Annotated in this window: 19 protein-coding genes; all 19 read left to right on the top strand. The window is 36.5% G+C overall.

What is annotated here, in order from left to right; translation table 11 throughout:
• Positions 1 to 96: 96 nt before the first annotated feature.
• Positions 97 to 2,070: a methyl-accepting chemotaxis protein gene (locus QBE53_14665; GenBank protein WZL81027.1), complete on the top strand. Its 1,974-nt coding sequence runs from the start codon at positions 97 to 99 to the stop codon at positions 2,068 to 2,070.
• Positions 2,071 to 2,163: 93 nt separating this feature from the next.
• On the top strand, positions 2,164 to 3,018 hold the full coding sequence (locus QBE53_14660) for an effector binding domain-containing protein (GenBank protein WZL81026.1): 855 nt from the start codon (positions 2,164 to 2,166) through the stop codon (positions 3,016 to 3,018).
• A gap of 99 nt (positions 3,019 to 3,117) precedes the next feature.
• Positions 3,118 to 4,746: a GGDEF domain-containing phosphodiesterase gene (locus QBE53_14655; protein WZL81025.1), complete on the top strand. Its 1,629-nt coding sequence runs from the start codon at positions 3,118 to 3,120 to the stop codon at positions 4,744 to 4,746.
• Between the two features lie 186 nt (positions 4,747 to 4,932).
• Complete coding sequence (locus QBE53_14650) at positions 4,933 to 7,440, top strand: S-layer homology domain-containing protein (protein WZL81024.1); 2,508 nt, start codon at positions 4,933 to 4,935, stop codon at positions 7,438 to 7,440.
• A 289-nt stretch (positions 7,441 to 7,729) separates the two neighbouring features.
• Positions 7,730 to 9,487 (top strand): O-antigen ligase family protein, encoded by a 1,758-nt coding sequence (locus tag QBE53_14645; GenBank protein ID WZL81023.1) that lies wholly within the window; start codon positions 7,730 to 7,732, stop codon positions 9,485 to 9,487.
• A gap of 19 nt (positions 9,488 to 9,506) precedes the next feature.
• Complete coding sequence (locus QBE53_14640; protein ID WZL81022.1) at positions 9,507 to 11,360, top strand: nucleoside-diphosphate sugar epimerase/dehydratase; 1,854 nt, start codon at positions 9,507 to 9,509, stop codon at positions 11,358 to 11,360.
• Between the two features lie 12 nt (positions 11,361 to 11,372).
• The gene (locus QBE53_14635) at positions 11,373 to 12,416 is read left to right on the top strand and encodes a Wzz/FepE/Etk N-terminal domain-containing protein (GenBank protein ID WZL81021.1); all 1,044 of its coding nucleotides are present in this window, start codon (positions 11,373 to 11,375) and stop codon (positions 12,414 to 12,416) included.
• Between the two features lie 130 nt (positions 12,417 to 12,546).
• Positions 12,547 to 13,110, top strand: a complete 564-nt coding sequence (locus QBE53_14630) for a winged helix-turn-helix transcriptional regulator (protein WZL81020.1) — start codon at positions 12,547 to 12,549, stop codon at positions 13,108 to 13,110.
• A 163-nt stretch (positions 13,111 to 13,273) separates the two neighbouring features.
• Positions 13,274 to 13,369 carry a hypothetical protein gene (locus tag QBE53_14625; GenBank protein ID WZL83323.1) on the top strand — a complete coding sequence of 32 codons (96 nt, stop codon included), beginning with the start codon at positions 13,274 to 13,276 and terminating at the stop codon, positions 13,367 to 13,369.
• 166 nt (positions 13,370 to 13,535) lie between these two features.
• The gene (locus QBE53_14620; protein ID WZL81019.1) at positions 13,536 to 13,823 is read left to right on the top strand and encodes a prepilin-type N-terminal cleavage/methylation domain-containing protein; all 288 of its coding nucleotides are present in this window, start codon (positions 13,536 to 13,538) and stop codon (positions 13,821 to 13,823) included.
• A gap of 450 nt (positions 13,824 to 14,273) precedes the next feature.
• Positions 14,274 to 15,488: a DegT/DnrJ/EryC1/StrS family aminotransferase gene (locus QBE53_14615; protein ID WZL81018.1), complete on the top strand. Its 1,215-nt coding sequence runs from the start codon at positions 14,274 to 14,276 to the stop codon at positions 15,486 to 15,488.
• A 12-nt stretch (positions 15,489 to 15,500) separates the two neighbouring features.
• Positions 15,501 to 16,127 carry a sugar transferase gene (locus tag QBE53_14610; GenBank protein WZL81017.1) on the top strand — a complete coding sequence of 209 codons (627 nt, stop codon included), beginning with the start codon at positions 15,501 to 15,503 and terminating at the stop codon, positions 16,125 to 16,127.
• Entirely contained in the window at positions 16,120 to 16,845 is a 726-nt protein-coding gene (locus QBE53_14605; protein WZL81016.1) for a GNAT family N-acetyltransferase, read from the top strand. The genes QBE53_14610 and QBE53_14605 overlap by 8 nt, the downstream gene beginning before the upstream one ends.
• A 16-nt stretch (positions 16,846 to 16,861) precedes the next feature.
• On the top strand, positions 16,862 to 18,094 hold the full coding sequence (locus QBE53_14600) for a glycosyltransferase family 4 protein (protein ID WZL81015.1): 1,233 nt from the start codon (positions 16,862 to 16,864) through the stop codon (positions 18,092 to 18,094).
• Between the two features lie 14 nt (positions 18,095 to 18,108).
• Positions 18,109 to 19,416, top strand: a complete 1,308-nt coding sequence (locus tag QBE53_14595) for a nucleotide sugar dehydrogenase (protein WZL81014.1) — start codon at positions 18,109 to 18,111, stop codon at positions 19,414 to 19,416.
• A gap of 12 nt (positions 19,417 to 19,428) precedes the next feature.
• On the top strand, positions 19,429 to 20,511 hold the full coding sequence (locus tag QBE53_14590; protein WZL81013.1) for a Gfo/Idh/MocA family oxidoreductase: 1,083 nt from the start codon (positions 19,429 to 19,431) through the stop codon (positions 20,509 to 20,511).
• A complete protein-coding gene (locus QBE53_14585; protein WZL81012.1) occupies positions 20,508 to 21,068 on the top strand; it encodes a DapH/DapD/GlmU-related protein in 561 nt (186 codons plus the stop codon). Before QBE53_14590 ends, QBE53_14585 begins: the two co-directional genes overlap by 4 nt.
• 18 nt (positions 21,069 to 21,086) lie before the next feature.
• Positions 21,087 to 22,205 (top strand): DegT/DnrJ/EryC1/StrS family aminotransferase, encoded by a 1,119-nt coding sequence (locus QBE53_14580; protein ID WZL81011.1) that lies wholly within the window; start codon positions 21,087 to 21,089, stop codon positions 22,203 to 22,205.
• A 23-nt stretch (positions 22,206 to 22,228) separates the two neighbouring features.
• Positions 22,229 to 23,323 carry a glycosyltransferase family 4 protein gene (locus QBE53_14575; protein ID WZL81010.1) on the top strand — a complete coding sequence of 365 codons (1,095 nt, stop codon included), beginning with the start codon at positions 22,229 to 22,231 and terminating at the stop codon, positions 23,321 to 23,323.
• Positions 23,324 to 23,340: the final 17 nt, after the last annotated feature.

Raw genomic sequence — 23,340 nt, 5'->3', positions numbered from 1 at the left:
CATTGCCTGACCACTTTTTTTGAGATATAATTAAAGGGATTCAACAAATCAGCCGATATAACAAAGTCAACTGAAAACAGAATCAAGGAGGATGCCATGAAATTAAGAATGAAGTTGAGTCTTACATTTATTGTAACTATTTTATTTGCGCTGATTGCTCTTGGCGGATTGTCGTTTTTGACAACACAGCGAATTTTTTCAGAAGAAATCAAGGAAGTCTCTGAGTCGTTGGTAGAAGAGATGTCCGGCAATATTACAAGAGAACTTGAGATGTATCGACACGCACTAAGTGTGATGCGCATCAACGAAAGTTTGCAAAAGGCTTACTATGAACGAGATATACGCATGCTTACACGAGAGTTTTCCAATTATATTGACGAGTTTGATGCTGTTAGCAATATCTATGTCGGGTATAAGAACAAAGAGTTCTATATCTATCCAGAGAGTGAAGTTGGGGAAGACTTTGACCCGATGGTGCGACCCTGGTATGAAGAGGCAGTTGCAGCAGAAGGATTTATATGGACAGATCCCTATGTTAATTCGGTCGATGATTCAATCACCATATCTGTTGCTTTGCCTATTTATGGACGTGATGATTCCATTATCGGCGTGTTGGCAGCGGATATAAATGTTGGAACACTAGGTGAGCAGATGAATGCTATTCAGATTCTTGAGTCAGGCTATCCCTTTATCCTTGACCGACAAGGCAAGGTGCTGACGCATAAAGAGGAAGGCGTTCTTGGAAAAGAAGTTCCAATTCCAGAGATTAAAGAGGCGATTACTCAAAATTCCAGTGGTACAGTTAACTATACTTATAATGGAACGAGTCGCTTTGGTGTCTATAGAGAGATTAAAGAGACCGGATGGACGGTTATTGTTGGAATTGATAATGCAGAGTTTTTCAATAAAGCGCTTCCGATATTAATCCAGATATTAGTTATCGGCTTCATTACGTTTATCATTGTAATCATGATTAGTACTGTCTTCTCCAGTAAAATCACAAAGCCAGTCAAAAGGTTACAAGAAGCAATGAATACCGTGAAGGAAGGGGACTTTTCAACGCGTGTACAAATTAAAGGAAAAGATGAGATTGCACACATGGCAACGGCCTTTAATGCAATGCTTGATAATGTCAGTCAACTGGTTAGTGAGACGAAGCAAGCATCATATAGCGTAAGCACGGCGTCAGACGGATTGTCTAAGGATGCTGAGACGGCGCTTATATCCGCTGAAGAAGTGTCAAAAACTGTCCAAGAGATTGCCCTTGGAGCTAGCGATCAAGCCAAAGACTCAGAGAGTGGTGTCATCAAAGCCAATGAGCTTAATACAGCGTTAGATCAATTATTAACATATATTCAAGAGATGATGGGAAAAGCCGATCATGTCAAAGAGCAAAATGAAAAATCCAGTACGGTCATTAAGACGTTGCGTGAACGCTCAAGTGAGAGCGATACGGCGATTATTCGTATTGAAGATGCAGTTAGTAGTCTAGACAGTAAGAGCCATACTATTGGAACGATTGTTGAGACAATCTATTCGATTGCAGACCAGACCAACCTCTTAGCGCTTAATGCATCTATTGAAGCAGCAAGAGCCGGAGAACATGGCAAAGGCTTTGCTGTTGTAGCTGAGGAGATTCGTAAGTTGGCAGAAGAATCAGCCAACGCGGTCAAAGAGATTCAACAGCATATTCAAGAGATCCAAGACCAATCCAATGAAACGACAGAGATCATGGGTGTGGTTAAGGAAAGCGGCAACCTGCAAAATGCATCCGTTAAAGAAGTAGAGACAACGTTCCAAGTAATTTTTTCTGTAATTGAAGACATTACACGGATGATTGAACAAGCAACCCATAAAGTGCAAGAAATATCAGAGAAAAAAGAAGAGGTTGTGGGTTCTATTGAAAATATCTCTGCAGTATCTGAAGAGACAGCGGCGGCATCAGAAGAAGTAACCGCATCTATGGAAGTTCAGGCAGAGACAGTACGTTCAGTTAATACCTCCTCAGAAGAACTACGGGAACTTGCAGGAAAGCTTGAACAGATGCTTAAACGATTTAAGACAGAGTAAGAGCCCTATATCTGTCCACATGTTGCAATAAAAGACAGATAAACTGTGATTGAAAGTGTTACTATATAAGTAGCTTAGGTGATGGAGGTTGCGATGACAGGATTAGAGGCGTTTCAAAAAGCGTTAGTATATATGGAAGAGCAGATGTCAGGCGAGATGGATACCCAGGAAATTGCAAAAATTGCGTGTTGCTCCAGATTCCACTTCCAACGATTGTTTCATGTCGTTACAGGCTTGACGCTTGGAGAATATATTCGCAATCGCCGTTTGTCCCTAGCCGCAGGAGACCTCTTATCGACCGAAGACAAAATCATTACCATTGCATTTAAGTATGGTTATCAGACGGCAGAAGGATTTACCAAAGCGTTCAAACGGCAATTTGGGTATTCGCCATCGTCTGTGCGACGTGAAAAACCATATCTTAAGATGCAGCCCAAGTTAACCTTTCAATTGCAGATAAAGGGAGTTGAAGAAATGAAAGTAAAAATTGTTGAAAAAGAAAGCTTTTCCGTTGTCGGACCAATAAAAAAAGTGAGCATACAACACGGAGAAAACTTTAAGGTTATTCCTAAATTTTGGGATGAACTTATGGAAAGCGGGGAATATGCATTGCTAATGGAGCGTATGGGACCGCTTGGCGTATTAGGTGTATGTGCGGATATGGACATGGATGCGGGGATGTTTAATTATGGCATCATGATTGAAGATCAAGGATTTGTACAAGAAGGCTGGGTTCAAAAAACTATTCCCAAAAGCACTTATGCAGTCTTTGAGGCAACAGGAGCACTGCCTGAAAGTTTGCAAAATGTTGTACAGCGTGTCTTTTCGGAATGGTTTCCATCCGTTGAGTTTGAACATGCAGGGACAGCAGAACTTGAAGTCTATATGCCAGGAAATCCAAGCTCCCCCGACTATATAAGCGAGTATTGGGTTCCGGTAAAAAAGTAAAAGAAATTTACAATTGACTACAATTGATAGTGCATATCTTTATCATTTTATGCTATACTTATCCATAAGGGTAAGAATTGAGGAAGAGAGGGTAAAGATATGCAACCTAAGATTGTGTTAAAATGGTTGAGCATCATAGCGCTAGTTGTTGTATTTAATATAACGATATATATGGGAGGGGGTACGAGTACGGCATTGCCGCACTTGATGTATTTGCCTATATTGCTGGCTGCATATTTTTTTGGATACAAAGGAAGTGTCGCTATAGCAGTTATTGCAGGGCTAAGCCTTGGACCTTATATGCCATTAAACGTGAACTTGGGATTACAGCAATCACCAGCTATCTGGTTAATTCGTCTGTCGTTCTTTTTGCTTGTAAGTCTAGTGTCAGGACTACTCATCGCACGAATGAATGTCTTAAATCAACGCATACGCGAGACGGACTTACGCAGTATCTATACAGGTCTGTATAATACCAATAAATTAAAACAGGATTTGGAACAATATATTGAACAAGGCAAAAAATTCAGCCTTGTTACTTATCGTATAACGAACTTAGGCAGTATCAGCAAGTATGTAGATGACCAGACCATGAGTCAACTGATTCGAGGTATAGGTCATAAGATGAGGGAAGCCTTTGATGAACATACGTGTTATTCACATGGGCGGTCAGAGTATTTAGTGGCTATGGAAGGGTATTCGGATGAACATATCAAGAAAAAAAGTGTAGAGTTTTATAAAAGTTTTTCTATTCCAATCGAAGTCAATGGATACCGGTTACAATTACTTGTCAAAGGAGGTCTGGCAAGGTACCCAGATCACGGCATGCAAGCCTTTGATATTATATCGCATGTGCGTGCAGCATCTGACCAAGAAGAAGGACAACGAACGGGTTTCTTCTATTATAATAAGTACATCGATCGAAGGAACCGATTAGCCTTCGAAGTGACGAATGCATTATCGCATGCGGTGAAAAGTGAAGCCTTCTATCTTATGTATCAGCCAAAGTATAATCTGCATACCCAATCGGTGTGTGGAGTAGAAGCCCTTATTCGCTGGGACCGCAAGGATAAGATGCCTATAGGACCGGATATCTTTATCGGCGTAGCAGAAGAGATTGGGATTATTGATGAGATCTCCCTATGGGTGGCTAGAGAGTGTGCATGGCAGATAGGTGCATGGCAAGCAGCGGGGATAGATGTGAAGGTGTCGATTAATTTAACCTCAAGGGAGCTTCTAGACCCGCTCTTTCGAGAAGCATTTGATCAGATATTTCAAGAAGCCGGCGTATTGCCCTCACAGATAGAGATTGAGATTACAGAACGGGTTGTAGTTGAAAGCGATGGCCTATTAAAGGAGAATCTGCAAAAGTATAGTGAGCTAGGCTATAAGATAGCAATCGATGATTATGGTACAGGGTATAACACCTACTTTTCCATCGGAGAAGTGGATGTGGATGTGATTAAGATTGACAAGTACTTCATGGACCGGCTCCAGCAAAAAGAGATCAATGTCCTTGTGCAAAGCATCATCGATTATGTGCATCTATTAGATAAGGAAGTGGTAGCAGAAGGCGTAGAGACCCTTGAACAGGTGGAACTATTAGAAGCCATGGGATGCGATATTATACAAGGCTATTATTACAGTGAGCCGATATCAGCAGATGCCATCACTGCCTATTATGACGAAATATTACACCTACGTTACAAATCGCAAAATTGCTTGTAATTCACCGTCATTGTGATAAAATGAAATACAGGCACAGACTTTAAGTAGAGTATTATGGAAGCAGCGGGAGAGCGTTGTGTTACAATCTCATTACATCTAGTTGTTACATATTGACGAGTCTTAAAGGGGAGTGCTATAATTTGGTCTGTATTCACAGACAACTATTTAAAAGGAGGAAACACAAACATGAAAAACACTAAACGTTTTATGGCATTATTGTTAACACTCGTTTTAGTATTTGGTTCAATGTCATCAGCATTTGCAGCTGTAAATGAAGATGTTGTTGATACAGATTACGAAGTAGCTGTTACAAAATTAAATGCCGTAGGTATTATGGAAGGTTACCCAGATGGAACTTTCCGTCCAGAAGGACAAATCACTCGTGCAGAATTCGCTAAGATTGCAGTTCTTGCATTAGGGCTTAACGATGCTGCTGAAGTATCAAAAGCTAACACAATCTTTACAGATGTAGACGCTTTCCACTGGGCAGCTGGTTACATCAACGTAGCTGTAGACAGAGGTATTCTTAAAGGATATCCAGATGGAACTTACAAGCCAAGTAATCCTTTATCAAACGCTGAAGCGATTACAATCCTTACTCGTCTAATTGGATTAGGTCCAGTAGTAGACAAAGAAGGAAACTGGCCAGCAAACTACATCACTCGTGCAAACCTTGAAGGTGTTCTTGATAAAGTAAACGTTTCAAGTAACGCTATGGCAACACGTGGTAATGCTGCTAAGATGTTAGTAAACACACTTACAATTACTAAGTGGGGCGCTAGAGGTTATGAGTATGATGGTTCTGTACAATACGGTCCATTAGCTGGAGATACTTTATTAACAGTTAACCTTAACATCGATGAGTACAGTGTTGTTGTTGAAGACTATGATGTAGACGACAATGAAATCAAAACTGATGAAGGAACTTTTGAATTAGCTACAGGTCTTGACTTTTATCACTTATACTTAAACGAAGCTGATGTTTGGGTAAATGAAGATGATGAAGTTATCTTTGCTGATATCACTAGTGACTACTTCCTTGATGCTGTTGAATTTGATGGCGACGAGCTTAAATTAGTAACAGCTGATAAAAAATATGACATGCACAAAGATGCTGAAGTAGCTGTTAATGGTGGCAACTTCGATGAATATTTTGACAATGATGGTGATGCAGAAGCAGCTTATGATGGCAAAACTTATGCATTAGGTAAAGTTGTTCTTAATGACAAAAATGATGTTGTATTCGTTGACCTTTATACTTTTGAAGATATCTTTGTTGCAGAAAAATTAGACAAAGATGATGATCAAGTTGTAATTGCTGTTGACGGTGAAGAATTTGACCTTGATGGATATACAATTTTCAAAGACGGTATGTTAATTGCAACTACTGATATCGAAGAAAATGACGTTGTATTCTTCAATGATGATGATGAATTCGCTGAAGTTTATAATAACTCTGTAAAAGGTGAAATCGAAAACGTTTATTCTGACGCTATTGAAGTTGACGATGAAGACTACGAATATACTGCAACTGTTGTTGATGCTGGTGTTTCATACTACTTAGATGGTGATGACTTCTTAGTATTTGATGAAGATGCTGCAGAAGACATGGAAGCTGCAGAAGAAGATGTAATGTTATTCCTTGATAGAACTGGCGAATTAGTATTCGTAAATGGTGATCTTGGAGAAGCTGATACAAACACAGTAGCTGGTATCTTACTTGAAGATGTAGAGTATGACACTTCTTTTGGACGTACATATGCAGAATTTGTATTTGTTAATGAAGAAGGAACAAAAGTAACAGAAACTGTTAAATTAACTGACTTAGATGCAATCAATGCAGTTGATTCAGCTGATGATGATGATGATGTATCATCAGAAGCAGAAGTTGTAGCAGCTAATGATGGTAACGCTCTTAGATCAGGACAAGTTGTAGAATTTGTTTATGATGAAGATGGTGACATTGTAGAGTTGACATTTGTTGATTCAAGAACATTCAACTCTGAAATCGAAGTTGGAGACGACTATGTTGATGGAAACAAAATAACTTCAAGTGTTGTTGTCTTTGCTGTTGATGGATGGAAAGCTTTCAATCCTGGAGAGAGCGTTGATAAAGATGATGTAACTGTTCTTGAGTGGAGTGAAGATAACTTTGATGATATAGCAGAAGGTACTTACTACTTTGAAAGTGACAAAGTACTTTATGTTGTAACAGAAGAAGTTGGCGATGATACTTCAGATGTAAACGCTGTTGTTGATAGCTTCAGATTAAACACAGATGATGAAGTAGTTCGTGTAACTGCTTGGTCAACTGCTGGAAAGAATACTTACCGCGCTGATTCTATTAAAAAAGCAACTACTGAAGGTGCTCTATTCGTATTAACTATTGATGATGAAACTGATGAAGTTTTAGAAATCAATTCAATTGATGCTGATAAACTTGAAGCTGGTGAAACATTAGCAAGTGTCGATGTTTCAGACAGAGAATTCAATGTTGATGGTAGAGCAGCTACATTAAAACTTGTATCTGATTACATCATCCTTGATGCTACTGATGCAAGTGATATTGATGACATCAACTTAAGAGATCTTAAAGACCTTCTTGATGATGGTGCTGTAGAAATTGATGTAGTTTTAGATGCAGCTAACAGTAATTATGTTCAAATGGTTATCGTTAGAGACGTAATTAAATAGGCTCTTTGTCAAATGTGAGGTAACTCGCTAAAGTACAATTAGTCACTTAGGCTCAAGTGAGAAATCACTTGAGCCTTTTTACGCTATCATGTGTAGTATTCTGTTCTAATATGCTTATCTATGGACAAGGTATGGGGCAAGATGGCGCATATGTAAGTGAACGTAAAGGCGAATTATTAATTAAGAGCCATATTAATATATAATTAAAGAATAGAGATGTCTGTTTACATTTTTAGCGAATCTTGATACAATAGATTAGATGTCAAGAGATAAAAGTGATGGTGTAAAAATGAATGAGAAAAACTTAGAAAAGATAAGAAAAATAATTATAGCAATACTATTAACCACTGTATTTTTGGTTCCGTTAATTGTTAGTCTTAAAATTGTCCCTATACCAGAATCATTACAACAATTATATAATCAAGAAGTAAGTTATGATTTTTTTGCGTATGCCAAAGTTCAGGTATTGAAAATTGGAACTATTATTAGCTTCATATTGGTACTCTTTTACCAATGGAATATGCGAAAAAAGCATGCCACACCACAGAATAAAGGAATAAAAATTTTACTGTTAGTTTTTGCAGCGAGCATTATGATTTCCTTCTTATTGTCAGAACATAAGCAGCTTGCTTGGATGGGGATGATTGATCGATACGAAGGAACATTAACATGGTTGTGTTATATAGGTTTAACATATATTACGATGACCGTTGTAAAAACACGAAGAGATATTAATGCATTGGTTGGCTCTTTTGTGCTTAGTGCATCGATAGTGTCAATAATTGGAGCTTTTCAAATGTTTGGAATGGACTTTTTTAAGACGGACCTAGGCAAACTTATGATGCTAGGAAGTCGCTATGAAGAGCTTTTCATGCAGGTGAATTTTAACTTTGAAGAAGGACGTGTCTATTCAACGCTTTATAATCCTAACTATGTAGGTTCCTTAGTAGCGTTGTCATTTCCTTTGACGATATACTCTGTTGCGGCAACAAGGCAATGGTGGATGAAGCTTGGATTTGCTATATTAATTATTCCACAAATGATTTCGCTGATTGGATCAGACTCAACTGGTGGATTTGTAGCAGTTGCTATGTCTATCCTCTTTATGATTATATATGTATTAATAAAATATCGTACCAATATTAAAGTATATGTGGGTGCAACGATAATATTTATTATAGGTATTATCCTATTAACTCAGTTATCCATATTTGAACCCTATATGAATAAAATAGCAGATAGCTTAGATATGAATGATGACACTGCTTTCACTACGGAGTTTGCCTCGGTTGAATATAATCATCCGGCGATAACCTATTATCTTCAAAATGAAGAACATATTACTATTGCACCTATTGAAAGTGGATTAGATGTGGAGTCAGAAGGTGAAGGGGAAGTAATACAGGATGATAAAAATGAACGTATTATATATAAGATAATAAGTGATAAGTATATCAAACAGGTTATCTATCATTATAAAACGGGGCTTATTCGTATGAATGTAAGACATATTGAAACTGAAAAATCATCAGAATCAAGATTTAATTACTATTATACAGACCAGTTTTCAGTTGGAACGCTACCATTGGATGAAGAGAACTATGATGCAGAATCTATAGGATGGTTTAAAAATGAACGATTCATGAGTAGACGAGGGTACATATGGAATCGTACGATTCCAATGATTTTGGATAAACCCATAGTTGGCTATGGAGCAGATACCTTTACGATAAACTATCCACAAGGGGACTTAATATACAAAAGGCAGATATTTGGAAATCATACTATGATTGTGGATAAGCCTCATAATTTATTCCTAAATATTGGGCTAGATTTTGGCTTTGTTGGATTGATATTATTTTTAGGAGTTGCTCTTTATACCTTCATAAAAAGTCGAATGGACTTCTTAGTCATTCCGATTTTATCCTATTTTGTCGTAGGTTTGATTAACGATAGTGTTGTTTTTGTCACGTATATGATGTTTGCCTTGTTTGGAATCTTATTAGTCATGCTAAATCTAGAAAAAAGTAAAAAAACACAGATATAATAAAAGGGAGTAGGATACAATGACATTATTTAAGCGACAGATGCGCCTTATAGTGATTTATATAGCAGATATTCTTATGCTGAATCTAGCATACATTTTTGCTCTGTGGTTACGCTTTGAAGGGCAGACAACAGGAAATCAATTTCAAGCTTACTTTGAGGTATACCTAGAGCATTGGCTAGAGCTCACGCTGATTAAGCTAGCGGTGTTTACATATTTAAAAATATATAAAAATCTCTATAAATATGCTAGTATTACAGAGGTTATGAATATAACTTTTGCAGTCGGAGTGGCGAATGCTTTAGCTATATCATATTTGACTTTTTTTCACGCAGCCTTACCAAGAAGTGTCTATATCATCGTAGCTATGTTGGATATTATGTTGATCGGTGGGTCTCGAATGATGGCTAGAGTTCTTCTTAAGGTAAAATCTACACAGCACGATACTCAGGGGGCAGTCAAGCGAATTCTCGTCATTGGCGGTGGCGATGCGGGAGCCATGATTATACGTGAACTTAAGAATCATAGTAATCTTCGTAGTAAACCGGTAGCTATTATTGATGATAATCCTTTAAAAGAAGGGACCCATATTAATGGCGTGCCTATTGTAGGGCAACGTGAGGACATTATCAGCGTAGTTCGCAAGAAGAAGATTGATGAGATTATTATTGCTATCCCCTCAGCAAAGCGGAGTACAATTAAAGAGATTGTTAATGAATGTAAGCGGACTAAGGTTAAGATTCGTATTGTTCCAGGGATGTATGAACTTATTGGTGGTACTGTGAATATACAGAGTGTTCGTGATATTGACATTAAGGATATTCTAGGACGAGATGAAGTGAATTTAGATAATGAGGCGATAGCAGATTATCTTAATGGTAAAGTGGTTATGGTTACTGGTGGTGGCGGGTCTATTGGTTCAGAACTGAGTCGTCAGATTGCTTCTTTTGGACCCAAAGCGTTGATAATACTGGATATCTATGAAAATGGTGTCTTTGCCCTTCAAAATGAACTCTTAAAGCTTCATCCTGACTTAGGCTTAATAATTAAGATTGCTTCTGTTAGAGATCGAGAGCGGATTCATAAGATTATGCAAGAACTTAAGCCAGAGGTGGTCTTTCATGCGGCGGCCCATAAACATGTCCCTCTTATGGAAGCCAACCCACAGGCAGCAGTTAAAAATAATGTTATAGGTACCCTCAATGTTGTCCAAGCGGCCCATAAAGCAAGCGCAAAACGCTTTGTGATGATTTCAACAGATAAAGCGGTCAATCCAACTAATATTATGGGAGCAACAAAACGGTTGTGTGAGATGATTATACAAAGTATGGATAAGGTTAGTTCGACGGAGTATGTAGCTGTGCGATTTGGCAATGTGTTAGGTAGTAATGGCAGTGTGGTTCCAACCTTTAAGAAGCAAGTAAGCGAAGGTGGACCGGTAACGGTTACCCACAAAGAAATTACTAGGTATTTTATGACCATACCTGAAGCTAGTCAGCTTGTTCTCCAAGCAGGTTCTATGGCTCAGGGGGGGGAGATATTTATCTTAGATATGGGAGAACCGGTTAAGATTGTCAATCTAGCAGAAGATGTGATTCGCCTATCTGGATATGAGCCGTATGAAGATATACCGATAGTATTTACAGGCTTACGTCCGGGGGAGAAGTTATATGAAGAACTTCTCATGGATGAAGAAGGCATAAGAGATACAGCCCATGATAAGATTCATGTAGGTCAACCCATGGATATTAATCACCAAGCCCTTGTTACGAAGATTCGAGAATTTGAAGCAAGCATTCAAGCGATGGATGATGAAGCTATTAAGGTAAAGATGCAAGAGTTTGTACCAACCTATAAAAGAGAAGAACGGTAGAAGGAGATCAAGATGGACGAGCGTGTATATGAAGATGAGATTTCATTAAAAGAACTCATTATGGTATTGTTAAATAATTGGAAATTGATTGTAGTGATTACCTTAATTGGAGCTATTCTTGGTGGTCTATATGGATTTGTTATAGCAGACCCGAGCTATGAGTCGAAGATGGAAGGTACTATCAGCATACCGGAAGCTGTAGAGACAAAGTATGGAAGCTATCCACTTCCCTCCCAAAACGTCTTAGATTATTTGTCGCTAATTAAGTCCAATCGTGTCTTGGGGCAGACGATTAATGCACTTAACTTAGATACAAGTATTGAAGGACTGGGAAATCGTATAAGCATTAACAATGAAAAGGACTCAAGTGTGTTTTCGTTTGTAGTTACTGCGGGAAGTCCAGAAGACGCACAGATATTAATTGAAACATTAACTCAATATTTTGTAGAAGAGGTTAATATATTATACAAAGAAAAAGCCATTGATTATTTTCAGCGGTCCTATTTTGTAGAGAATCAATCTTACGAAGAATCTGAGCTTCGTTTGCAAAAGGACTTGGAAAATACAAAGAACCTAATGGCAACGGTTGAACCGACGATTACACTTAAGAAGTTAGTGCTTGATGATCCGGTCTATGCCGCTAATCTGGCAGCAGAACGTAGTTTGAATTTAGAGGAACTATCAGAAGAGATGATGCTAGAGGAAGTTGTTAATCCGCACTATGATAACCTCCAAGGAAAACTCATCAGTCTAAAGCAACAACTGGATGAACTCCAACTGTCGAAGGAGCGTACAGAGCGTTATTTAGCTGAACTTGAGACGGAAGAAGCGAATCTTCTAAGCTATAGACGAGGGTCAGATGTATCTACAATGACAGATGGTCTATTAGAAGTGATGCAGTCTCGAGTACTAGTGAATGAACGAGCAAGCTTGCCGGAGAGCCCTGTGGCCCCACGTAAGATGCTGATTCTAGCGATTGCCCTTGTATTAGGTGGTATGATTGGTATATTTGTAGCTTTTTTCAAGGCCTATTGGCATAATGAAGTTAATGAATAATTCATTCTAAAAAAGAGGAGCAAATGCTTCTCTTTTCTGTATATAAAATTCCTGTAGCTATTGACATTGCTGTATAAAACCTGTAATATTATCTTTGTGTTCATTTTGCGAACGGTATAAGGAGAAGGATATGACCAACAACAAATCGTTATACAAAGATTATGAATATGCAATTATGCAAGAAATTGAAGCTAATAACAAGGTAACCCAACGGGAATTGTCGCGTAATATGGGAGTATCGCTAGGAACAGTTAATGTATTGATGAATAAGATGGTTCGTGAAGGCTTAATTAAGATGACCCAAGTCTCTCAGAAACAAGTTCTCTACATGCTCACTCCATTCGGAATGATGGCTAAAGCTAAAAAAACGGTAAGTTATCTTAAGGCCCATTATAAGGCTATAGAAATGTCCAAGCAGATGATTAAAGTCTTTTTAAGAGGTCTAGCTGAACGGTATCAACAGATATATGTCTATATTCAGGATAAGGAGATTCGTGAAGTCATTGAACTGGCTTTTTATGAATTGAATCGAGAAGATCTCTTGATTGATTATGTGTTTATTGATACTATAGATAAGATGAACTTGGATAAACAGGAAGAGGTTGCAATTATTTATTTGAAGACAGACCCAATAGAAGAATACATTAATTTATCGAAAGAAATTTCTTGCTATAATTTATTAGATTATTTATGATATTTTGAAAAGAAGCGTATGAACAGGTATGAAAAATAACTATTGAGGTTTTATTGGACTGAGAAGAGTATGAGGGCGACTTGTTCTCGCATCTAAAAATAGGATTAAATCTACAAATGCCATTGGTCTTGTTGTTAAAGCTGGAATATATGCACATAAAGATATCGCATTTTTATTTGCATCATGGGTATCGGTTGAATTCAAGCTGTACCTCATAAAAGAGCTTCAAAGACCAAAGATCAAAAACAGGGACAATTAGACTGGAATTTTTAAAGAAATTTGACGAAGATTAATTATCGAATCTTGAGAGCTTAAATGTGTTTTTGATTAATGATGGAAGTGAATATCTTGTAATAGAGTCTAGAGAAGAAAAATAATGAAAAAAAACCAACTATTAGGAATTCCCTAAAGGTTAGGTGATTACAATGAATAAAAAATCTGATGGTGTTACTTTAATGGAACTAATTGTTGTAATAGCAATATTAGGAATCATTGCAGCGTTAGCTGTACGAAAATTAATAGGATTCAGAAGCAAGACTGAAGGAAATGTATGTGCTGCTAATCGAAAAACTATAGAAAAAATGTATTCAGCTTTTCTGGTTGAAAAGGATATTGATTATGAGGATATTATCTTTAATCAATTTGGTATTGAGAATTTTGACGAGATATGTTCAGCTGGTGGTGTCATCAGCTATGAAGATGGAAAAGTGTAGTGTGCACGTTGGTGGGAATGAAAGCGGGGAAGATGAAGAACCAGGGGCGGAATTGCCTTGGCTGTAACCTTAAAAGTAATTAATAGTAACCAACTGATCCCTAATAACTAAAGCCTTTTATCATTTCCGTATAGTAATATCCAGGTGATTATAGTGTAAGGGTGAGTAGAAAACACAAAACACAATATATTGCATGTGCCGAAATGCAAAACACAATATATTGAATAAATGGGAAAGTTTACCTCGGAAAAATTCGACGTGAGTATGTGGAAAGGACAAAGAGGCTGTAAAGTAGTAATAGCAATGGTTTTAGCACAAAACCTAAAATGTACATTTTGAAAGATCAACTAGATTACATAAATTTGGGAATTAAGGTGCTCTACACAATAGCACCTATACATTATATAGAGGTTAAACACAAATTTAACTATTTAAGAGAGGGCGAATAAGATGACTGAATTGAGAAACATTCCATTTTCACCACCAGATATTTCAGATGAAGAGATCAATGAAGTAGTAGATACATTAAAGTCTGGTTGGATTACAACAGGGCCTAAAACCAAATTATTCGAAAAGCAAATTGCTGAGTATTGTAATACATCTAAAGCAGTTGCGCTCAATTCAGCGACAGCTGCAATGGAGATGACTTTAAGGCTCCTTGATATTGGACCAGGAGATGAAGTCATTACCTGTGCATATACTTATTCTGCATCTGCGAGTGTTATCACTCATGTAGGTGCCAAAGTCGTTCTAGTAGACTCAGGAAAGGACTCTTTCCATATTGACTATGATGGTATTGCTGATGCAATCACAGAGAAGACAAAGGCGATCATACCTGTAGACATAGCAGGTGTAATGTGTGATTACGATAGAATTTTTGAAGCTGTTGAAAGTAAGAAGCAACTATTTAATTCTTCGAATGACCTTCAAAAGGCATTTGGTAGAGTAGTTGTCGTTGCTGATGCAGCCCACTCTATAGGAGCTACTTATAAAGGAAAGATGAGTGGCGAAGTTGCTGACTTCACATCTTTCTCTTTTCATGCTGTAAAGAATTTAACTACAGCAGAAGGTGGTATGGTTACTTGGAGAGATATTGATGGCTTTGATAGTGAAGAGATTTATAAACAGTATATGCTTCTTTCCCTTCATGGGCAATCAAAGGATGCACTGGCTAAGACTAAACTAGGTGCTTGGGAATATGACATCGTGGCTCCAAACTATAAATGTAATATGACTGATATCATGGCATCACTAGGACTTGCACAGTTCAAGAGGTATCCAGGAATAGTTGAAAGAAGAAAAGAGATTATAGAGAAGTATGATGCTTTATTGAGCCAATTAAATGTAAGGCCTATGAACCATTATGATCATGGTTATGCTTCTTCTGGGCATCTGTATTTATTAAGACTTAATGGCAAAGGCGAAGCATTTAGAAATGATGTGATTACTAAGATGGCTGAGAAAGGTGTTTCAACAAATGTTCACTACAAGCCACTTCCAATGCACTCTGCTTATAAGAATTTAGGGTTTAAAATGGAAGATTATCCGAATGCATTTGATATGTACAAGAATGAGATTACATTGCCGCTTCATACTTTATTGACGGATGAGGATATAGAGTATGTGGTTGGTAGATTAAAAGAGTCGATAGATGAGCTTAAGTAATGGGGTGAAGGTGTGTATCGTAATTTTTTTAAGAGAATATTCGATTTAGTATTAGCAATCATAGCACTTCCATTTTGGGTGATCATTTTAGTTATTGTTGGTCCAATGATCTATTTTCAAGACAAAGGATCAATTTTCTATAACGCTTCTCGCTTAGGTAAGGATGGAAAGATATTTAAAATGTATAAGTTCAGGTCAATGAAAATGAACGCACCTGACTTGCGTAATGAAGATGGCTCTACATTTAATGCAGAGGACGATCCAAGGCTTACAAAAATAGGTAATTTTATCAGAAAGACAAGCCTTGATGAAACACCGCAGCTCCTTAATATCATCAAAGGTGATATGAGTATTATAGGCCCTAGACCAGATCTTCCAGAGCATATGGAGCTATACGAAGGAAATGAAGCTAGAAAGCTTGAGATAAGACCAGGAGTTACCGGTTATAATCAAGCCTATTTTAGAAACACAATCCCCTGGAAAGAAAGAATTAAGAATGATATTTATTACATTGATCATTTATCGATGTGGATGGATATCAAGGTGTTCTTTAAGACTGCAGTGTCGGTTCTAAAAAGGGAAGATGTGTTTGTAGAACAGAAATCAGAAAACAAGAATGGTGAGAAAGCTAATGTCTAGTAAAAATTATGAGCTAAGGCCACTACAGTGGGACACTGATTACTTTGGCATAAGTTCAGCCAGAGTGAATCTTAGTGGCATTGTAGATGAGAGAGGTCAAGAAAAGATAGTAGAGTTTTGCAAAGGCTATGACTTTATTACAATCTCTAACCTTGACAACATAAAAGAGAATAACCACTGGATAGGCAATAGAACTATTGCTTTTCTTGCTGATATGAACATTCAGTTCCTTAAAGTCTTGGCAGATAAGCTAGACTATCAAGATGAGAAAACTTATGTTGTGAATAGCTTATCTAGGAATGAACAGATTGTTGATATTGCGAGGAAGTCATTTAACCATTCTAGGTTTTTCAATGATCCGAAGCTACCTCAAGAACAAGCTGAGAGTATTTATCTTCACTGGACTAAGTGTGCTTTTGGGCAGGAAAATAAGTACTTTGTTATTTCAGAGAGAGAAGGAAATATAGCAGGTTATATACTCTTCTCTATAAATGAAGACAGTAGCGTTATTGAACTTATTGCTGTTGATGAAAAGTATCAAGGCCAAAAAGTTGGAAAGTCATTGATTCACACAATGGAATCATTTGTTATAGATCAAGGAATTAAAAAAATCAAAGTTGGAACACAGGTGAATAACATATCTGCAGCACAGTTTTATAATGCTATGGGATTTAAGTATGTGAGCTGCGGGAGTATGTATCATTTGTGGAGAAGATGAAAAGGAAGATAACTACATGAATATATGGATTATAAACCACTATGCTATGCCACCTGAATATGAGATGAGATTACGTACAATAATGATGGCTAAATATCTCCAAGAGTTTGGGCATAATGTAAAAATATTTTGTGCGAGTACTATCCATAATACAGAGATTAACTTAATAGATAAAAATGGGCCTTTATTTATTGAGAAAAATTATAATGGGCTTGAGTATGTTCACATTAAGACGAGTGAATATACAGGAAATGGGTTTTCGAGAGTTAAGAATATGATTGAATTTCCATTAAAGTTAATAAAAGTGTCAAAAAAAATGAATAAAAATCCAGATATTATTGTATGTGATTTAGGAGCATTGTTAGCGCCAATACCATATTTCATATCTAAAAAGAAAAAAGCTAGATTCATTTTTGAAGTGAGAGATTTGTGGCCTGAGTCGATAATTGAGTATAAAAAATTATCTCGAAAGAACATTCTTGTTAAGATGATGTATGTTATCGAAAAATGGATGTACAAGAAATCAGATAAGATCGTATTCACAATGGAAGGTGGACGAGACTATATAATCGATAAGGGTTGGGATAAAGTCGTTGATTTATCCAAAGTTCATCATATCAATAATGGAGTAGATTTGGATTCGTTCAATGAAAATAAAGCTCGATTTATTTTGAATGATGATCTAAACAATGACGATACTTTTAAGGTGATTTATGCAGGTTCAATACGTCTTGCAAATAATGTAAAGAAGATAGTAGAAGCAGCAAAAATTATTCAAGAAAAAGGATTCCATAGAATTCAATTCTTAATTTATGGCGAAGGTAGCGACAGAGTACCCCTAATGAATTTTTGTAAGGAAAATAATATATCAAATATAAAGTTTAAGGGACAAGTTGAAAAACGACTTATACCTAATATTTTAAGTAAATCAGATGTTAATATTCTTCACTTCGAACAAAATTCTTTGAAAAAATATGGTGCTAGTCTCAATAAGATGTTTGAGTATTTTGCAAGTGGAAAACCTACTTTATCTGACTGTGAGTTTGGATATGACATAATTAATAGGTATAAAGCTGGTGTTTCTAAAGATATTACTCAATCAGAACAACTTGCAGAAGAAATTCTTAAATTTTACGAGATGGATGAACAACAATATGGTGAGTTTTGCAGCAATGCATTAAAAGCTGCTAATGACTATGATTATAAGAGATTAGTTAATGCGTTTAACAATAAGATTATAAATATGTAATGGAGGAATATTAAATGAACAATATCAAAAAGAAGTTAATGGACAAGACGGCAACACTAGGTGTTGTAGGATTAGGGTATGTAGGACTTCCTTTAGCGGTAGAAAAAGCTAAAGCTGGATTTAAGACTATAGGATTTGACGTTCAAGAATCTAAAGTAGAAATGGTCAATGCAGGAAAGAATTATATTGGTGATGTTGTTAATGAAGATCTAGAAGAAATTGTTAAGTCAGGATTATTATCTGCTACAACGGACTTTGCTCAAGTAGCATCAGCTGACTGCGTTTGTATTGCTGTGCCTACGCCGCTTGATGTATACCAGCAACCAGATATCAGCTATGTAAAAGCATCAGCTGAGAGTATTGTTCCATACATGCATAAAGATATGTTAATTGTTCTTGAATCGACTACATATCCTGGAACTACAGAAGAACTTTTGAAGCCTATCCTCGAAAAATCAGGGTTGAAATGTGGAGTGGACTTCCATCTTGCTTTTTCACCAGAAAGAGTAGATCCAGGTAATCTTATTTATAAAACAAAAAATACTCCTAAAGTAGTTGGAGGAATCACGCCCGAATGTACTGATGTAGCTGCAGCGATGTATGAAGCAATCCTCGAGGCACCTATTCATAGAGTATCATCGCCTGCTGTAGCTGAGATGGAAAAGATTCTAGAAAACACATATAGAAATGTAAATATTGGACTTGTTAATGAGTTGGCTATTCTTAGCAATAAAATGGGCATTAATTTCTGGGAAGTTGTAGATGCAGCTAAATCAAAACCTTATGGGTTTCAAGCATTCTATCCAGGTCCGGGTCTTGGCGGACACTGCATTCCGCTAGATCCTTACTACTTATCCTGGAAGGCAAGAGAATATGGATTCCATACATCAATGATTGAGTCTTCAATGATGGTGAATGATAGAATGCCAGAATACTGCGCTGAGAGATCAAGCAAGATTCTTAATAGATTTAAGAAAGCTATGAATGGTTCTAGAATCTTAATTCTTGGTGTTGCATATAAGCAAGACATTGATGATTATAGAGAGAGTCCTGCTATTCGAGTAATAGAAAAGCTTGAAAAAGAGGGGGCAGAAGTTATTTATTATGATCCTTTTGTCTCTGAATACCGTGAACATGGTGTAGTTAAGAAGGGTGAGCCTGAACTTACTGTAGAACTTATAGAAAGTGTGGATCTTGTTATTGTAACTACTGCTCACACAAATCTTAATTATGATTTTGTACAAAAACATGCTAAGGCAATCTTTGATACAAAGAATGCTATGAAGCAAGTAAAAGTACGAGAAAACATTGAATTACTTTAAGGGGGACTTACTTTGAGTTTAAAATATGCGATTATCGGATGTGGAAGAATTTCACCAAATCATATAGCAGCTGCAATTGAAAACAACTTGGACATTGTAGCTTTATGCGATGTTAAAGAATCGAAAATGGATACAACCATTCAGAATTTTAACCTACCGAGTGAAACAAAGAAATATCTTAACTATAAAGAAATGCTTCAAAATGAGAAACCTGAACTTATAGCAATTTGTACGGAAAGTGGTAAGCATGGGCAGATTGCTATAGATTGTATAGATGCTGGAGCAAATCTTATAATCGAAAAACCGATAGCACTTTCATTAGAAGAAGCAGATTTAATAATTGAGAAAGCCAATGAAAAAAACGTAAAGGTGAGTGCATGTCACCAAAATAGATTTAACAAATCTGTACAAAAGATTAGAGAAGCTGTTGAAGCTGATCGATTTGGTAGAATGATGCATGGCACAGCTCACATCAGATGGAACAGAGGAGAAGATTATTATACTCAAGCACCTTGGCGAGGAACTTGGGAACAAGATGGTGGCGCTCTAATGAATCAGTGTATCCATAATATTGATCTATTGAGATGGATGATGGGTGATGAAATTACTGAAGTTGTAGCTATGACAGATAATCTAATCCATGGATTCATTGATGCTGAAGATTTGGGCATGGCCTTAGTAAAGTTTGCAAACGGAAGTTATGGAATTATTGAGGGTACTACAAATATATATCCTAAGAATCTTGAAGAAACTTTATACATTTTTGGGGAAAAAGGAACGGTCAAAGCAGGTGGAAAGTCTGTAAACCTAATTGAGGAATGGCAGTTTGCAGATAATCTAGATGATCCAGAAGAAGTAAAAGAGAAATACCATGAGAACCCACCGAATGTATATGGTTTTGGCCACAATCCACTCTATGAAGATGTGATTGATTCAATTAAAAATAATAGACAGCCATATGTGACAGCAGTTCATGGAAGGAATGCACTTGAGCTAGTTCTTGCTACTTACAAGTCAGCAGCTGAGGGGAAGAGTGTCAAACTTCCACTCGATAAGTGCAGCACATTAGATTTCAAAGGAAGGTTCAATCGATGAGCTACTTCGTCCATGCAAGCAGTTATATAGATGATAATGTATCCATAGGTGAGGGTACAAAAATTTGGCATTTCTGCCATGTCCACAAAGGTGTTCAGATTGGTAAAAAGTGTTCTTTGGGTCAGAACGTAAATGTATCTAATAACGTGAAAATTGGTAATGGCGTTAAGATCCAAAACAATGTATCCGTTTATGAAGGTGTTGAACTTGAAGATTATGTCTTTTGTGGTCCTTCTATGGTTTTTACTAATGATCTAACACCAAGAAGCAAATATCCAAAAGGCCCTGCCGGTTATAAGAAAACTTTAGTTAAGTACGGAGCCTCTATAGGTGCGAATGCAACGATTGTATGCGGGAACACCATCGGTGAATGGGCGATGATTGCTTCAGGAGCAGTTGTGACAAAAGATGTTCCAGCCTATGCACTAATGGCAGGTGTTCCGGCAAAACAAATAGGATGGGTCTGTGAATGCGGAGTACCTCTAAAAGACAATTTGAAGTGTAGCGAATGTGAAAGAGAATACACAATAGAAAATAACGAAATGAAAGAAAAGTAATTGAAGGGAGTGTTGACTATGGAATTTAGAGACTTAAAAGCTCAATATGATAAATATAAAAGTGAAATTGATTCAGCAATTCAAGAAGTTATAAATAATACTAATTTTATAGGTGGAAAAGAAGTAAACACATTAGAGCACAGATTGGCCGAATATGTAGGTGTAAGGCACTGTATCACATGTGCTAATGGAACTGAAGCCATGACTCTCCTTATGATGGCATGGGATATAAAAGAAGGGGACGCTGTTTTCGTTCCAGACTTTACATTCTTTTCAACAGGAGAGATTGTTTCATTTAGAGGGGGGACACCAATATTTGTAGATGTTGATAGAGATACTTTTAATATTGACACTACTAAACTTGAAAATGCTATTAATAAGGTATTGGAAGAAGGTAAGCTTACTCCAAAGGTTATTATCCCGGTAGACTTATTTGGTTTGCCTGCTGATCATATAGAAATAGAGAAAATAGCAAAGAAGTATAATTTAAGAATTCTAGAAGATGCTGCTCAAGGTTTTGGTGGAAGTATTAATGGAAAGAAAGCTTGTAGTTTTGGTGATGCAGCAACAACATCATTCTTTCCTGCAAAACCATTGGGATGCTATGGTGATGGTGGAGCTATTTTTACAAATGATGACGAGTTAGCAGAACTGCTAAATTCATTGAAGGTTCATGGTAAAGGGGACAATAAGTACGATAATGTTAGAATAGGAGTAAATTCTAGACTTGACTCCATACAGGCTGCAGTTCTTAATGTAAAGCTAACTGCCTTTATTCAACATGAACTTGAAGATGTAAATAGACTATATAGACTATACACTGAGAAGCTTAAAGGTATTGTAGATACACCAGTTATTCCAGAAGGATATGTATCAAGCTTTGCGCAGTATACTATTAGATTAAAGAATAAAGAAGAAAGAGATGCCTTACAAGCTAAGTTAAAAGAAGAAGGCATTCCAAGTATGATTTATTATGTTAAACCAATGCATAAACAAGGAGCATTTACCGAGAATATTTATGATGATGCTGACTTTGAAGTGACTAATGAACTTTGTGATACGGTATTATCGTTGCCGATGCATCCGTATTTGAGTCAAGAAGATGTGGCGTCTGTAGTCAAAGTAATCATAAAATAATTTGACATGAAAGTAGGATTAATATGAAACGAAAAGTTTGTCATATTACAAGTGTTCATAGTAGGTATGATATTAGAATCTTTGAGAAAGAGTGTGTATCACTAGTCCGTGCTGGATATGATGTAACACTATTAGTAAATGACATAAACGAAAATGAAATTAGGAAAGGTGTTAAAATTGAGTCAATAAATTTTACCACTAAAAATAGAATATCTAGAATTTTGTTGTCAGAGAAAATTTTTTTGAAAAGAGCACTAAATGTTGATGCTGACATATATCATTTTCATGATCCAGAGTTATTACCGTTGGGTTATAAGTTGAAAAAAATTGGTAAATTTGTAATTTATGATTCTCATGAAGATGTACCAAGACAGATTTTGGCTAAGAATTGGATCCCACTAATTATTAGAAAGCCTATTTCATTCTTATATGAAAAGTATGAGAATTCTATTGTGAAGCATTTAGGGGCAGTTGTTACTCCTACACCGCTTATAAGCTCAAGATTCTCAAAAATCAATAAAAAGACAGTTGAGGTTTCGAACTTTCCACTGCTTGAAGAATTTAACATTCATGAAAACTTATCTAAGAAAAACGTTGCTTGTTATGTTGGTGGAATTACTAAGAATCGTGGGATTTTTCAAATAGCAGATGCTATGAAAAATAAGGATATTGAATTAATTCTATGTGGAAATTTTGAGTCAGAAGAATTAAAAAGTGAAATTTTAAATAACTACTCAAATATCAGGTATTTAGGAGTTGTTGATCGAAAAAAAATAGCAGAAGTGATAAGCGAATCTTTATTCGGATTTGTCACCCTATTACCTACACCTAACCACATAAATTCTTATCCAATAAAAATGTTCGAGTATATGGCGGGCGGAATACCTGTAGTTGCATCAGATTTTCCACTATGGAAAAGTATTGTAGAATCTAATGATTGTGGAATCTGTGTAGATCCTAATGATACTAATGAAATATCTACAGCAATAGACACATTGATGGAGAATGAAAAAAAGTGCAATCAAATGGGAAATAACGGCAGAAAAATTGTTCTGGAAAAATACAACTGGGGTATTGAGAAAGAGAAATTATATAAAATCTATTCAGATTTACAGTAGTTTATATTAAATAAATT

It is taken from the genome of Vallitaleaceae bacterium 9-2 (assembly GCA_038396585.1).
GTDB lineage: Bacteria > Bacillota > Clostridia > Lachnospirales > Vallitaleaceae > UBA1351.
The sequence above is the reverse complement of the archived record's forward strand: the minus strand, read 5'-3'. Positions and strand labels throughout refer to the sequence as shown.

Coding starts and splice junctions, on each gene's coding strand:
- QBE53_14665 (WZL81027.1), top strand. CDS start 97: ATGAAATTAAGAATGAAGTTGAGTCTTACATTTATTGTAACTATTTTA.
- QBE53_14660 (WZL81026.1), top strand. CDS start 2,164: ATGACAGGATTAGAGGCGTTTCAAAAAGCGTTAGTATATATGGAAGAG.
- QBE53_14655 (WZL81025.1), top strand. CDS start 3,118: ATGCAACCTAAGATTGTGTTAAAATGGTTGAGCATCATAGCGCTAGTT.
- QBE53_14650 (WZL81024.1), top strand. CDS start 4,933: ATGAAAAACACTAAACGTTTTATGGCATTATTGTTAACACTCGTTTTA.
- QBE53_14645 (WZL81023.1), top strand. CDS start 7,730: ATGAATGAGAAAAACTTAGAAAAGATAAGAAAAATAATTATAGCAATA.
- QBE53_14640 (WZL81022.1), top strand. CDS start 9,507: ATGACATTATTTAAGCGACAGATGCGCCTTATAGTGATTTATATAGCA.
- QBE53_14635 (WZL81021.1), top strand. CDS start 11,373: ATGGACGAGCGTGTATATGAAGATGAGATTTCATTAAAAGAACTCATT.
- QBE53_14630 (WZL81020.1), top strand. CDS start 12,547: ATGACCAACAACAAATCGTTATACAAAGATTATGAATATGCAATTATG.
- QBE53_14620 (WZL81019.1), top strand. CDS start 13,536: ATGAATAAAAAATCTGATGGTGTTACTTTAATGGAACTAATTGTTGTA.
- QBE53_14615 (WZL81018.1), top strand. CDS start 14,274: ATGACTGAATTGAGAAACATTCCATTTTCACCACCAGATATTTCAGAT.
- QBE53_14605 (WZL81016.1), top strand. CDS start 16,120: ATGTCTAGTAAAAATTATGAGCTAAGGCCACTACAGTGGGACACTGAT.
- QBE53_14600 (WZL81015.1), top strand. CDS start 16,862: ATGAATATATGGATTATAAACCACTATGCTATGCCACCTGAATATGAG.
- QBE53_14595 (WZL81014.1), top strand. CDS start 18,109: ATGAACAATATCAAAAAGAAGTTAATGGACAAGACGGCAACACTAGGT.
- QBE53_14585 (WZL81012.1), top strand. CDS start 20,508: ATGAGCTACTTCGTCCATGCAAGCAGTTATATAGATGATAATGTATCC.
- QBE53_14580 (WZL81011.1), top strand. CDS start 21,087: ATGGAATTTAGAGACTTAAAAGCTCAATATGATAAATATAAAAGTGAA.
- QBE53_14575 (WZL81010.1), top strand. CDS start 22,229: ATGAAACGAAAAGTTTGTCATATTACAAGTGTTCATAGTAGGTATGAT.